This is a genomic window from Sediminibacterium sp. (assembly GCF_051860225.1).
Taxonomy (GTDB): domain Bacteria; phylum Bacteroidota; class Bacteroidia; order Chitinophagales; family Chitinophagaceae; genus Sediminibacterium.
Window position 1 is genome coordinate 193,962 of record NZ_JBHYEI010000003.1, and the last position, 13,350, is coordinate 207,311.

General features: G+C 37.6%; 17 protein-coding genes and 2 tRNA genes. 14 read left to right on the top strand and 5 right to left on the bottom strand.

The features are described from left to right. Window positions 1-633 carry a Crp/Fnr family transcriptional regulator gene (locus ACTIEI_RS11405; protein ID WP_439506421.1) on the top strand — a complete coding sequence of 211 codons (633 nt, stop codon included), beginning with the start codon at window positions 1-3 and terminating at the stop codon, window positions 631-633. A gap of 26 nt (window positions 634-659) precedes the next feature. After that, a complete protein-coding gene (locus ACTIEI_RS11410; protein ID WP_439506422.1) occupies window positions 660-1,055 on the top strand; it encodes a hypothetical protein in 396 nt (131 codons plus the stop codon). Here the strand turns inward: ACTIEI_RS11410 and rocD are convergent. Continuing rightward, the gene (gene rocD / locus ACTIEI_RS11415) at window positions 1,024-2,256 is read right to left on the bottom strand and encodes an ornithine--oxo-acid transaminase (protein ID WP_439506423.1); all 1,233 of its coding nucleotides are present in this window, start codon (window positions 2,254-2,256) and stop codon (window positions 1,024-1,026) included. The genes ACTIEI_RS11410 and rocD overlap by 32 nt on opposite strands. A 200-nt stretch (window positions 2,257-2,456) precedes the next feature. Between rocD and ACTIEI_RS11420 the strand changes: the two genes are divergently transcribed. The 5 genes from ACTIEI_RS11420 (at window position 2,457) to ACTIEI_RS11440 (ending at window position 5,170) form a co-directional block, all read left to right on the top strand. Next, window positions 2,457-3,593: a serine hydrolase domain-containing protein gene (locus tag ACTIEI_RS11420; protein WP_439506424.1), complete on the top strand. Its 1,137-nt coding sequence runs from the start codon at window positions 2,457-2,459 to the stop codon at window positions 3,591-3,593. 34 nt (window positions 3,594-3,627) lie between these two features. Continuing rightward, window positions 3,628-4,650, top strand: a complete 1,023-nt coding sequence (locus tag ACTIEI_RS11425) for a glycosyltransferase family 2 protein (protein ID WP_439506425.1) — start codon at window positions 3,628-3,630, stop codon at window positions 4,648-4,650. Between the two features lie 44 nt (window positions 4,651-4,694). Next, window positions 4,695-4,898, top strand: a complete 204-nt coding sequence (locus ACTIEI_RS11430) for a hypothetical protein (RefSeq protein ID WP_439506426.1) — start codon at window positions 4,695-4,697, stop codon at window positions 4,896-4,898. A 68-nt stretch (window positions 4,899-4,966) separates the two neighbouring features. Next, window positions 4,967-5,042, top strand: a tRNA-Gly gene (locus tag ACTIEI_RS11435). A 42-nt stretch (window positions 5,043-5,084) separates the two neighbouring features. Then, window positions 5,085-5,170: transfer RNA gene (locus tag ACTIEI_RS11440), tRNA-Leu, on the top strand. 259 nt (window positions 5,171-5,429) lie between these two features. Here ACTIEI_RS11440 and purE read toward each other — a convergent pair. Next, window positions 5,430-5,948, bottom strand: a complete 519-nt coding sequence (purE, locus tag ACTIEI_RS11445) for a 5-(carboxyamino)imidazole ribonucleotide mutase (RefSeq protein ID WP_439506427.1) — start codon at window positions 5,946-5,948, stop codon at window positions 5,430-5,432. 10 nt (window positions 5,949-5,958) lie between these two features. Then, window positions 5,959-6,681 carry a pyridoxine 5'-phosphate synthase gene (locus tag ACTIEI_RS11450; RefSeq protein ID WP_439506428.1) on the bottom strand — a complete coding sequence of 241 codons (723 nt, stop codon included), beginning with the start codon at window positions 6,679-6,681 and terminating at the stop codon, window positions 5,959-5,961. A 62-nt stretch (window positions 6,682-6,743) separates the two neighbouring features. Between ACTIEI_RS11450 and ACTIEI_RS11455 the strand changes: the two genes are divergently transcribed. After that, on the top strand, window positions 6,744-8,582 hold the full coding sequence (locus ACTIEI_RS11455) for a UbiD family decarboxylase (RefSeq protein WP_439506429.1): 1,839 nt from the start codon (window positions 6,744-6,746) through the stop codon (window positions 8,580-8,582). A 51-nt stretch (window positions 8,583-8,633) separates the two neighbouring features. Then, the gene (locus ACTIEI_RS11460) at window positions 8,634-9,839 is read left to right on the top strand and encodes an anhydro-N-acetylmuramic acid kinase (RefSeq protein WP_439506430.1); all 1,206 of its coding nucleotides are present in this window, start codon (window positions 8,634-8,636) and stop codon (window positions 9,837-9,839) included. Window positions 9,840-9,894: 55 nt separating this feature from the next. Here ACTIEI_RS11460 and ACTIEI_RS11465 read toward each other — a convergent pair whose 3' ends face one another. Continuing rightward, entirely contained in the window at window positions 9,895-10,332 is a 438-nt protein-coding gene (locus ACTIEI_RS11465) for a hypothetical protein (RefSeq protein WP_439506431.1), read from the bottom strand. 384 nt (window positions 10,333-10,716) lie between these two features. Between ACTIEI_RS11465 and rpmB the strand changes: the two genes are divergently transcribed. From rpmB to ACTIEI_RS11490, 5 genes are all read left to right on the top strand, one after another. Then, window positions 10,717-10,953 (top strand): 50S ribosomal protein L28, encoded by a 237-nt coding sequence (gene rpmB, locus ACTIEI_RS11470; protein WP_295189181.1) that lies wholly within the window; start codon window positions 10,717-10,719, stop codon window positions 10,951-10,953. Window positions 10,954-10,977: 24 nt separating this feature from the next. Continuing rightward, on the top strand, window positions 10,978-11,160 hold the full coding sequence (gene rpmG / locus ACTIEI_RS11475; RefSeq protein ID WP_295189178.1) for a 50S ribosomal protein L33: 183 nt from the start codon (window positions 10,978-10,980) through the stop codon (window positions 11,158-11,160). 2 nt (window positions 11,161-11,162) lie between these two features. Continuing rightward, window positions 11,163-11,336: a DUF4295 domain-containing protein gene (locus ACTIEI_RS11480; RefSeq protein ID WP_439506432.1), complete on the top strand. Its 174-nt coding sequence runs from the start codon at window positions 11,163-11,165 to the stop codon at window positions 11,334-11,336. A gap of 79 nt (window positions 11,337-11,415) precedes the next feature. After that, the gene (gene ftsY / locus ACTIEI_RS11485; RefSeq protein ID WP_439506433.1) at window positions 11,416-12,378 is read left to right on the top strand and encodes a signal recognition particle-docking protein FtsY; all 963 of its coding nucleotides are present in this window, start codon (window positions 11,416-11,418) and stop codon (window positions 12,376-12,378) included. A gap of 5 nt (window positions 12,379-12,383) precedes the next feature. Beyond that, window positions 12,384-12,794 carry a hypothetical protein gene (locus ACTIEI_RS11490; RefSeq protein WP_439506434.1) on the top strand — a complete coding sequence of 137 codons (411 nt, stop codon included), beginning with the start codon at window positions 12,384-12,386 and terminating at the stop codon, window positions 12,792-12,794. Here the strand turns inward: ACTIEI_RS11490 and ACTIEI_RS11495 are convergent. Beyond that, entirely contained in the window at window positions 12,791-13,267 is a 477-nt protein-coding gene (locus ACTIEI_RS11495) for a hypothetical protein (protein WP_439506435.1), read from the bottom strand. The genes ACTIEI_RS11490 and ACTIEI_RS11495 overlap by 4 nt on opposite strands. Window positions 13,268-13,350 lie beyond the last annotated feature (83 nt).

The window sequence follows — 13,350 nt, forward strand, 5'->3', positions numbered from 1 at the left end:
ATGAATAAATCGGTGACGCCTTTTGACGCATTTTTTGAACCTGCATTGGTAACAGAAATGTACCAGTTTGGTGAGGTAAGACAATTTAAAGAAGGAGACCTAATTATGGATTACGGTAAGTATATCCGTTATATGCCGCTTATCTTAAAAGGCACGATTAAAGTCTTACGTAAAGACGAAAATGGGAAAGAATTATTATTATATTATTTAACCAGCAATGAAAGTTGCTCTATGGCTTATAGTTGCTGTGTTGAGGCAAAAAAAAGTGAAGTAAAAGCGATTGCAGAAGAAGACGTTGAGTTACTAGCCATTCCACATATTAAATTAGAAGAATGGTTATGTAAATACCCTAGCTGGAAAAATTATATCATGCGCAGTTTTAATGAACGTTTTTTAGAATTGCTCAAAAATATTGAATCTATTGCGTTTCATAAATTAGATGAACGATTAATTGCTTATTTGAGGGAAAAAAAACAGGTTTCTGGATCTAGTGTGATTAAAGCATCCCATTACTTAATTGCGGATGAATTGGCTACTTCAAGAGTGGTTATTTCTAGATTGTTAAAGCAATTAGAAAATGATGGTCGTATTTTATTGTACAGAAATGAGATTAAATTGCTGAAAGACTTTTAAGTTACCTTTGAATCATAATTGAACCAATGAAACATTCTCAAACCATCGGATTTATTGCAGTGGTACTGGCTATTTTAGTGTGCTTTATGCCTTGGGTATTTATTGAAAGTAAAAATATAACCGTCACTGGTTTTAAAGCAGAAGGCACTCGATTTGGTAGGCCAGGAATGTTTATTGTTTATATGGGGAGTATAGCTGCTCTATTATTTTTGATACCTAAAATTTGGGCTAAAAGAGTCAATGTTTTTATAACTGCAATGGTTTTTGCTTTTGCCATTAGAAATTATTTATTGCTGACCACCTGTTCAGCTGGAGAATGTCCTAAAAAACAAGTAGGATTATTTCTCCTACTTGCTTTCTCGGCCATTACAATGATTATGTCTTTCTTACCTAAGATAGATCTTTCAAAGCAGCAGCAATAATTGCAACGCATTCCATAATCTGTGCTTGATTAATCACCAATGGAGGAGCAAAACGAATTTTATCTCCATGGGTTGGTTTAGCTAATAGCCCTTTCTCTTTCAATATTAAGCAGAAGTCCCAAGCAGCTTCAGGATTTGGGTGGTTTATAACAATTGCGTTAAGTAACCCTCTTCCTCTAATGGTTTTGATAAATGGCGAATTGAGCTTATTCAATTCACTGCGTAAGAGTCGTCCCATAGCTGCTGCGTTTTCAGCTAATTTTTCTTCTTTTATTACAGCTAATGCACTCATAGCAACTGCACAAGCTAACGGGTTTCCGCCATAAGTAGATCCATGTTCTCCTGGCTTGATATTCATCATGATAAAGTCGTCTGCAAGTACTGCAGATACGGGTAAAACACCCCCACTTAAAGCTTTCCCTAAAATCAAAATATCTGGCCTAACTTCTTCGTGATCGCAAGCCAATAGTTTACCTGTTCTTGCTAATCCTGTTTGAATTTCATCTGCAATGAATAAAACATTGTACTGAGTGCAAAGTGCTCGTACTTTACTTAAGTATCCATCATCTGGTATAACTACTCCAGCTTCTCCTTGAATAGGCTCAACCATAAATGCAGCAACAGTAGGGTCTTGCAATGCTTGTTCTAGCGCAATTAAATCATTGTATGGGACTAATTCAAAGCCTGGCATGAATGGACCAAACTGGTGGTAACTACTAGGATCGGTTGACGAAGAAATAGCCGCCAGTGTTCTTCCCCAAAAATTGCCTTCAGCAAAAATGATTTTAGCTTTATTTTCTTCAACGCCTTTTTTGGCATAAGCCCATCTTCTTGCCAATTTGATGGCAGTTTCTCCACCTTCTACTCCTGTATTCATGGGTAATACTTTGTCATAGCCAAAGTATTCTGTGATGAATTGCTCGTATTTGCCCAATAAATTATTGTGAAAGGCACGTGAAGTAAGGGTGAGTTTTTTTGCTTGATCAATCAAGCTTTCAATTATGCGTGGATGACAGTGACCTTGATTCACCGCGGAATATCCACTTAAAAAATCATAGTAACGTTTCCCTTCTACATCCCACAAAAAAACGCCTTCTCCTTTTTCCAAGACTACAGGTAGAGGATGATAATTATGTGCGCCATACTGATCTTCTAATTGCAAATAGGCAGCTGTAACTGGCGATAATAACGCAGTATCCATTGGTAAAAATTTATAGTATAAAATCATAGAAACCAGCCTCAAATTCTTGTTGGGAATGAGTATTCGGCTGTAATAAAGTGTACAAGTTTATTTATCTAGTACCCGCAGGATGGTCTAGAAAATCTAAGTTAAAATGAAGGAAATGCATGTTGAGCATAGATGCAAGATAATTAATTATATTCAATGTTAAATTCAGCCTTATGCGATTATTGAAATTGGTGTTGATCACAATGATTATTGTAATTGGAGCATTCTCTAGTTATGCCGTACTATCTGGCAAAACTTATTTATTTAAGGCGGCTTATTATAATTTTTCTGCCATTGATGATTACGCCATTTTCAAAAATAATACCGTGGCAAAAGCCAAATTAGCGAAACCCTGGCCTTTGGCAAATCAATATAATAAACTAGCTTATCCGGATAGTTTAAATAGTTTATTAGAAGAGCTAAGAACAGTAGGAGTTTTAATGATTAAAAATGATTCTATTTTATTTGAAAAATATTGGGATGGGTATAGCGATAGCTCATTATCTGGTTCGTTTTCTGTTGCAAAAAGTATAACTAGCATCCTTATTGGTGCTGCTATAAGAGACGGTAAGATTAAGTCGGTTGAACAGCCTGTTGGAGATTTTTTGCCAGCCTTTGCAAAAGGGGATAAAGCTGCCGTTAAGATTAAAGATTTGCTCACAATGAGTAGTGGCACTGATTGGAATGAAAGCTATTGGAACCCATTGGCGGTAACCGCAGAAGCATATTATGGTTCTAATTTAGAGAAAACAGCTACAGAGGTTAAAATGGTTAATCAACCAGGTACTTTGCATAAGTACAAAAGTGGTGATACCCAATTATTGGGGTTGATTTTAGAAAAAGTCACTGGCAAGAATTTAAGTGAGTATGCTGCTGAAAAATTATGGCAGCCTTTGGGTGCAAGCCATAATGCATTGTGGAGTACGGATGGTGACGTTGGAAATACGAAGGCTTTTTGTTGTTTTAATACCAACGCTAGAGATTTTGCGCGTGTAGGAAAATTCATGCTTGATTCTGGTAAAATTAATGGAGTGCCTGTAATAGATAGTGCTTACTGGAAGCAGTCTATCACTGCTTGTAATATTAAGGATGAAAAAGGGCAGGAGTGCGTATACTATGGTTATCAGTGGTGGTTAGACCCTCAACATCCAGAAATCTTTTATGCTAGAGGAATCTTAGGGCAATATATTATTTCCATTCCCTCCAAAAAAATTGTTATCGTTCGGTTGGCTCATAAAGCTTCTAAGGAGCGGGTGCTAACAGTTCCTCGAGAAGTCAGGGCATTAATTAATTGGGGGCTTAATAGTTAACTATTTTGATTGTACTTTCGCCAAAAAGGAAATTTTGAGCCCATCGGTAGCTATCGTCATTTTAAATTATAATGGTAAAAAACACCTTGCGCAATTTTTGCCATCGGTAATGGCTACTAATTACCTTAATTTAAAAATTATTGTTGCAGACAATGGCTCCACAGACGATTCTATCAAATTTGTACAAGCGTCCTATCCACATATTCAAATACTAGATCACCATACGAATGAAGGATTTGCAGGAGGTTATAATTGGGCCTTGCAAAGAGTAGAAGCGGATTATTATGTTTTGCTTAATTCGGATGTTCAGGTTAGCAACGATTGGATCAATCCTGTCATAAATTTAATGGAGCAGGATAAGTCTATTGCGGCAGCACAACCCAAAATGCGTTCATTTTATGAACCTGAATTATTTGAGTATGCAGGTGCAGCAGGTGGCTGGATTGATTTTTTGGGTTATCCCTTTTCACGAGGAAGGGTGTTTGATGTTTGTGAGCCGGATAAAGGACAATTTGATCGTGCGGAACCTATTTTTTGGGCCTCTGGTGCTGCCATGTTTGTAAGAGCTTCGGTATTTCATGAAATGAATGGTTTTGATCCTTATTTCTTTGCGCATCAAGAAGAAATTGATTTGTGTTGGCGGATGCAGTTGGCTGGATATAAAATTGTAGCCTGTCCTGCTTCAGAAGTATTTCATGTAGGTGGCGGCACTTTACCAAGAGGGGGAAGAAAAGTTTTCCTGAATTTCAGGAACAACCTGATTATGTTGGCCAAAAATTTACCCTTTGGTGAAATGATTTGGAAATTACCTGTTCGATTTTTGTTAGATGCAATATCTGCTTGGAAGGGATTACTATCAGGCGATTTTTATTTTTTTACCGCAATAATGAAAGCCCATTTGGCTTTTGGATGGTGGTTTATGACTAGGTATTGGAGCAAAATACCTGTAGTTCAACCCATGCAAAACCTTCAAGGTGTTTACCATGGTTCTGTTGTTTGGAATTATTTTGTTCGGAATAAAAAACGTTTTCTTGAAATTATATCCACAAAGGGATGATAATTTTAGTTGCATACCCTATTTTTGCAAAGCAATAACTTACTATGTCACAAGAAATATTAGAACACAAACAAAAAGACATTAAGAATAACTGGGTTAATTCATCTAGGTTCTTATTCTATCTGCAAGTATTTTGCATCTTAGCATTTGTATTAGGTGGTTGTTACCGTATGTACAACCAACGCTACAAGGGAAAACCTAAAGTAGAAGTACAAAGCAGCTCTAAATACAAGCCTGAGTATAAATAGTCGAAAAAAAATTTTGTTATGAACTATAGATTGCTATTTTTGCACTCCCAATTTAGTTCTTACAAACCGCGGAAGTAGCTCATTTGGTAGAGCACGACCTTGCCAAGGTCGGGGTGGCCGGTTCGAGCCCGGTCTTCCGCTCCAAAAAAAATCCCGCTCTTTATGGGTCGGGATTTTTTGATGGCAGCCCCGGTGGTGGAATTGGTAGACACGCAGGACTTAAAATCCTGTTCGCCGCAACGCGAGTAACGGTTCAACTCCGTTCCGGGGCACAAAGCCTCTCTGAGATTTCAGAGAGGCTTTTTTATTTGATACCGTGGCAAACTTGTTTGCCTAAGGGAGCAAATAAAAAAAGCCTTCAACGCCGAAGGCGGTGAGGAGGCTTTGGGTAAGACCCACTATTCGGTAATCAGCGAGCGAAGCGAGCTAATCCGTTCCGGTAATTTTCTAATCCGTTCCGGTAATTTTCTAATCCGTTCCGGTAATTTTCTAATCCGTTCCGGTACTTCTAGAAAAATTCTTTCCGAAAAATTACTGATCAAACCGATTCGGCCACTTAGCTTTCATTCCTTCAGCTTTCTCTTCCACTGCATGTTTCATGTCTGTTTTGTATTGGGCCATTTTTTCTGCAATATTTGCATCAAACGCACCAATGATTTGTGCTGCTAAGAGACCTGCATTCTTTGCAGCGTTCAAGGCCACAGTTGCAACTGGAACCCCATTGGGCATTTGTAATATGGATAAAACAGAATCCCATCCATCAATTGAATTAGATGATTTGATGGGAACGCCAATTACTGGTAAGGTTGTTACAGATGCAACCATTCCTGGTAAATGCGCCGCACCGCCAGCGCCAGCAATAATTACTTTCAATCCTCTATGTGCAGCAGATGAAGCATAGTTCATCATTCGCTGTGGGGTTCTATGTGCTGATACTACGGTTAATTCAAATGAGATACCCATTTCTTGTAAAACCAATGCTGCTGCTTCCATTACCGATAAATCGCTATCGCTTCCCATGATAATGCCAACCTGAGGATGATTGTTCATATTATAGTTATTAGTGTGTTAATTGTCTTTTGTATAATTGTACGGTGTTCTCTAAGCCTAAATAAATAGCATCACAAATTAATGCATGACCAATGCTTACTTCATCTAACCAAGGTATTTCTTTACTAAAATAACCCAGATTAAATCGGTCCAAATCATGACCTGCATTCAATCCTAGCCCCAATTGTTGAGCAGCAAAAGCTGCGGCTTTAAATGGGGCAATTGCTTTATCTTTGTGGCCATTCGCAAATTCAACTGCATAAGATTCTGTATACAACTCAATTCTGTCGGTACCTGTTGTTGCAGCAGCTTCCACCATTTCTACAACAGGGTCTACAAAAATAGAAACACGAATACCCGCATTTTTGAAAAGGGCAATAATCGACTGTAAATAAGTTTGATGCTCAATCGTGTTCCAACCATGGTTGCTGGTCAATTGTCCTAGGGCATCAGGAACAAGAGTTACTTGTGTTGGCTTTGTAGCTAATACGAGTTCTACAAATTTTTGTTCTGTAGGATTTCCTTCAATATTGAATTCTGTGTGTAACACTTTTTTTAACTCATATACGTCTGCATAGCGAATATGTCGCTCGTCTGGTCTAGGGTGAACCGTGATCCCATCGGCGCCAAACTGCTCTATATCAAGGGCAGATTTGATTAAGTTGGGATTGTTACCGCCTCTGCTATTTCTCAGCGTGGCCAGTTTATTGATATTGACACTCAATTTTGTCATGGCACAAAATTATGTAAACTATTCGCATATCAACTTTTGGGGTTTAGCTTTGTTTATATAATATGAACTATCCATCATTAGAAGCTTGTTTAATTGATCTGGAAAAAAATGGTCAATTAGTTAGAATAAAAGAAGAGGTTGACCCCTATTTAGAAATGGCGGCCATCCATTTAAGGGTATACGAAGCAAAGGGCCCTGCATTATTATTTGAAAATGTAAAGGGAAGTAAATTCAGGGCAGCATCCAATATTTTTGGCACCCTTGAAAGATCAAAGTTCATTTTTAGGGATACTATTGCATCGGTGCAACAATTGATTGAATTAAAAAATGATCCAATCAAAGCGATTAAATCTCCGCTGCAAAATGCGTCAGCTGCATTGGCAGCTTTAAAAGCATTGCCATTAAAAAATCCATGGTCTAAGCCTGTGATGTATGAAGAAATTAGGATCAGTGATTTGCCATTGATTCAACATTGGCCAATGGATGGAGGCGCATTTGTAACCCTACCGCAAGTATATACAGAAGATATTGATCAGCCTGGCATTATGAAATCTAACTTGGGTATGTATCGCATACAGCTCAACGGGAATGACTATATAAAAGATAAAGAAATAGGGTTGCACTATCAATTACATAGAGGTATTGGGGTGCACCAAACAAAGGCCAATGCGAAAGGACAACCATTGAAAGTGAGTTGCTTTGTTGGCGGGCCTCCTTCGCATACTTTATCGGCTGTAATGCCGCTTCCTGAGGGAATTAGTGAAATGACTTTTGCTGGAGTATTGGGTGGCCGTAGATTCCGTTATACCTATGAAGATGGTTATTGCATCAGCACCGATGCAGATTTTGTGATTACAGGAGAAGTGTATCCTGGTGAAAACAAACCTGAAGGCCCATTTGGAGACCACTTGGGATATTATAGTTTACAACATGATTTCCCTTTGATGAAAGTGCATAAAGTGTATGCTAAAAAAGATGCTATCTGGTCATTTACTGTAGTTGGTAGACCACCACAAGAAGATACCAGTTTTGGGGAGTTGATTCATGAAATCACTGGTGCTGCTATTCCACAAGAAGTGCCTGGACTAAAAGAAGTGCATGCAGTAGATGCTGCGGGTGTGCATCCTTTGTTATTAGCTGTGGGAAGCGAGCGCTATACTCCCTATACACCTACCAAACAACCTGCAGAACTGTTAACCATTGCCAATCATGTATTGGGAACCGGTCAATTGAGTCTCGCTAAGTTTTTATTTATTGCAGCAGATGATACCAACCAATTGAAAGCGCACCATGTGTTTGATTTTATGAAGTACGTTTTGGAAAGAATCAACTTGCAACGTGATATTCATTTTCATACCAACACGACGATTGATACTTTAGATTATTCAGGTACTGGTTTAAATACAGGTAGTAAAGTGGTATTGGCTGCTTATGGTGAACCTATTCGAGAACTCGCAACTGAAGTTCCCGATATTTTAACTGGATTGACTCAATTTGAAAACCCAAAGCTGGTCATGCCTGGGGTGGTTGCTATTAAAACCAAACCTTTTGCCGATTATACAACAGTGAAAGAGGAAATGAAAATGTTGAACTATCAATTGCACGATGCGATTGATCTGTTGAAAGGAGTAGCCATTATCGTTGTTTGTGATGATGCTGATTTTGTTGCTGCCAATATGCGAAATTATTTATGGGTAACTTATACAAGGTGTAATCCATCGCATGATATGCATGGAATTAAGGAAAGTTTTACAAATAAGCATTGGGGTTGTGAAGGGCCATTGGTAATTGATGCAAGAATTAAATCACATCATGCACCGCCGGTAGAGAAAGATCCAGTCATTGAAAGGCGCATTGATCGGATTTTTGCAAAGGGGGGTAGTTTGCAGAATATTGCGTAAAATCCTTTACCCAATGCGGCTATTTGCGTATTTTAGGTAAAATTATCAAGCATGAACCAATATATTGCTCAATTGGCTCGAATGGGAGCTGCGGGAAAAAGAACTATTATCGGCTTGATGAGTGGTACTTCATTGGATGGATTAGATATTGCGCTATGTGAAATAGCTGGAAGTGGAATGGAAACAGATGTAGTGCTGAAAAAATTTACGACAGTTCCATTTGAAGAATCCTTTAAAGTAGCTATTCGTTCTATTTTCTCTAAGAAAATGGTTGATTTTGAAACACTATGTTTGTTAAATCCCTGGATTGGTGAAAAGCATGCTTCTATTATTTTAGCCACTTTGAAAGGGTGGGGGATTAATCCCTCCGAAATAGATCTAATCGCAAGTCATGGACAAACTGTTTACCATGCACCCAAAATCTTGCACGGTCATCCTGAATTTGGGAACGGTACTTTGCAAATTGGGGATGGAGATCATATTGCTGTTAAAACAGGTATTATCACTATTAGCGATTTTAGACAAAAACATATTGCAGCTGGGGGAGAAGGGGCTCCATTGGCAGTGTATGGCGACTACTTTATTTTTAGCAAAAAAGGAGAAGACCGGATTATGCTAAATATTGGAGGAATTGCTAATTATACCTTTTTGCCAGGGAGCTTAGACGCTTCTAATATTTTCAGCACCGATACAGGTCCCGGGAATACTCTGATGGATCAATTGGCACAAAAACATTTTGATCTGCCTTATGATAAAGATGCTGCAATTGCAAAAAAAGGTAATATAAATACTGCTTTGTTAAATGTGTTATTAGAAGAAGATTTTTTTGCGAAGCCATTCCCAAAAACAACTGGACCCGAACTATTTAACCTTGCTTATTTAGAAAAAGCTATAGCAGCAGCGGGTCAAACAGGAATTTCTGTGTACGATATCATGGCTACTTTGAATAGACTTACTGCAGTATCTATTGTAGAAGCTATTCAAAAAGGGCAGGAGCTAATTGGGCATAATAAATTATCTATTTATAGCAGTGGTGGCGGAATGCATAATCCATTGTTGATGGAACAAATCCAATCTGCGTTACCCGAATCTAGATTTTTTACTACTGATGAATTGCATATTCATCCTGATGCAAAAGAAGCAGTTCTATTTGCTGTTTTAGCTAATGAACATGTGGCAGGAGGTGCATTAGAAATAGGCGGGGGTAATACAGGTATACCAGCAGTAACGATGGGGAAAATTAGTTTCCCTAAATAAAAAACCGCCCCTTTTGGGAGCGGTCGTTCATCTTAAACCAAATTGCTACTGAGTACTATCTTTTATTCTTTGCAAAAATATTTACTTCACCATATTCGGTTATGGCTAATACAAGGTAATTGCTCTCACTAATCATTGAAACGTAATATGTTTTTTCATTTGAATTATCTATAAATGAAATGCACTCTTGTAAACTGTATTCAGGATAGGTATAATTTTTTGTAATAGTTTTTAGGGCATTTTTAGGAAGTTTATCAAAATCTTGATATCGTGTAGTACCAATTAAATCTCCCTCTGTATTGTAATAGACAGCTACCTTTTGTTCTTCTACTAAAACACTTGCTTTTTCATAATTAGCTGCTGATTTCCACTGTACGCTTGAAACATTTCCAAGTAAACTTTTTAAGTTCCCTTTGTCATTAGAATGGTTGTTTGTAGTAGCAAAACTGCTGGTACTTACTAAAATGGCTGCTGCAATTAAAATCTTTTTCATTTCTTTATTTTTTGTTTGTTTTTTAATATTTACAAGTCAAAACTACTTGCTTACATATATCAGACGAAGTCAATTGTGATAGGTTACATTGTAAAGTGGGGCATTTAGATGAGTGGTAAAGCATACGGTGAACTGATTTTTGCAAAAGCCGCTGAAATTGTTTGCAGTAGCCGTTTTTAAGCTATTTGTTCAAAAAATGTTAAGGCCTTGTTTGCTGTGATGAGAATTGTTAAAGCTTATTTCACACTTGATAAAAGGTTGCCAAAAAAGGTAGTTTCAAAATGTTTTTGAAAAAAAATGGAAAAAAACCTCTTTTGCTCTTGTTATTTTGGTGGATTTAATTACCTTTGCCGTCCGAAAAAATCGGAAAAAAACATTTGAGTCATGGCAAGAGTATGTCAGATAACCGGTAAAAAGCCAATAGTTGGTAACAGTGTTTCTCACTCAAACATTAAAACCAAGCGTCGTTTCTTACCTAATTTGCAAAAAAAGCGTTTCTTCTTTGCAGAAGAAGACCGTTGGGTAACTATGAAAGTGTCTACTGACGCTCTCAGAACCATTAATAAAAATGGTCTTAGTACAGTAATCAAAGAAATGAGAGCCAACGGCGCTAAAATCTAACTAAACAAGTAAACTACCTACAAAATGGCAAAGAAAGGTAACAGGGTCCAAGTAATATTAGAGTGTACTGAGCATAAGACCAGCGGTCAGGCAGGTACAAGTCGTTATATTACCACCAAGAATAAGAAAAATACGCCTGAGCGTATTGAATTGAAGAAATTCAACCCAATTTTGAAAAAAGTAACCGTTCATAAAGAAATCAAATAATCATGGCTAAAGTAGCTTCCAAAAACGCGAAGGTAAAAGACTTAAAAGCAGCAGCTGAAGCAAAGAACTGGACCAAAGTGATTAAGGCCGTTCGTAGCCCTAAAACTGGTGCGTATACTTTCAAAGAGCAAATCATTCACAAAGACAAAGTAAACGAGTTCATCTCAACTAAGTAGTCTTTTGCTGTTAATAATCTTAAAGCTTCCTTCATCATCGTCGGAGGCTTTTTTGTATTAAACCATAAATACTTGTACAATGGGTTTTTTCGATAAATTATTTGGTAAAAAAGAGAAAGAAAGTCTTGACCAAGGGCTACAAAAAACCAAGGAAGGATTTTTGTCTAAAATCACCAAAGCAATTGTTGGTAAAACTACTATTGATGATGAAGTATTAGATAATTTAGAGGAGGCATTGATTGGAGCTGATGTTGGAGTAGAAACTACCTTGAAGATTATTAAGCAAATTGAAGAAAGGGCTAAAAATGATAAGTATCTAAATACAAGTGAGTTAAATAAGATACTTCAAGAAGAAATTGCATCAGTTTTAGTAGATGCACCTGCAGATTCTCTGATTGGATTTACTGCACCTGAAGGTAAAAAGCCTTATATTATACTAGTTGTGGGAGTGAATGGAGTGGGTAAAACAACTACTATTGGCAAACTTGCTTCCCGATTCAAAGCAGCTGGAAATTCAGTAATACTTGGTGCGGCTGATACATTTAGAGCGGCTGCTGTAGATCAATTGACCATTTGGAGTGAAAGAGTGGGAGTTCCTATTGTAAAGCAGGCTATGGGCTCTGATCCTAGTGCGGTCGCTTATGATACAGTTGCTAGTGCGGTTGCAAAAAATGCGGATATCGTCTTAATTGATACTGCAGGGCGTTTACATAATAAAGCTCATTTAATGGATGAGCTAAATAAAATTAAAAGAGTAATTCAAAAAGTTGTTCCAGACGGTCCGCATGAGGTTTTATTGGTTTTAGATGGTTCTACTGGTCAAAATGCGGTTGAACAAGCGCGCCATTTTACAGCTACAACCAATGTTTCTGCTTTAGCTATCACTAAATTAGATGGTACCGCAAAGGGAGGAGTTGTATTGGCCATTGCTGATCAATTTAATATACCTGTAAAATATATTGGATTAGGAGAAAAAGTTGAAGATTTGCTCCTCTTTAATAAAGAAGCTTTCGTTGACACGTTATTTTCCATTCAAAAATAATCAAAATGAAAAAAAGTATCATTCTATTGGCCATTTTGGCTATTGTTTCAATTGAGTCCAAAGCGCAGTTGGGAAATGTGTTGGATAAAGCTAAGGCGGCCACTTCTGCTGCAGGCTTTGATGTGAACAGTTTAACCAGTGGTATTATGGGAAAATTAGCTCCAGCGCTGGTATTAACTGCTGCACAAAAACCTAAAGTCACTAGTGCAATCACTGAGTATTTAACTCAAAAGGCACAATTTATTGCTAAGCAAAAGACCAATCCTGCCGAATATTCACAACGCCAAATGGGTATATTCCAAGGGTTGAAATCTAAATTGACCGGAATATTGGTCAAGAATCAAATGAATAAATTCTTGGGTTTAAAACCTGCTACCAATGACCCGGCCAACGTATTGTCTCAATTATTTTTTTAGAAAGTATAACGAATTGCAAGGCCTCCCCAACCGCCTTCAAAATAGTTGTACCCAATAATATTAAAGGAGGGCTGCCAATCAAAACTGAGATTGAGCGGAGCTCCTTTAATTTTATAATCTAATCCTAAAACTCCATCTACTCCGATTGCCAATCCCCCAGCTCTTGTTGGGTACCTATTTTTCCAATTGTCGCTCCAAATCCCAATATGTCCACCTCCTCCTACGTACCACTGTAAACCTTCTGCTCCTGCGATGGGAAAGTGGAGTTCATATAATCCAGTCAGTCTAAATCCATCAGCTGAAATATACCCTAAACCCTCAATAGCTTTTCCTTTTGCAATAAAATGTTTAACTGATATAGCTCCTGGATACATTTTTACACCTAGGGCTGTTTGGTAACTCGTTCCATTATTTTGAGCGTAAGTGGTTCCTCCAATCAATAAGGCTGCAAATAATAATAGGGTTCTTCTCATAGTCTTTGTTTTGTTTTTTACTAACAAAATCATGCCAATCATCAACTGAGTAAATAAAAAAAATGTTAAGCTCTTGAATAGTT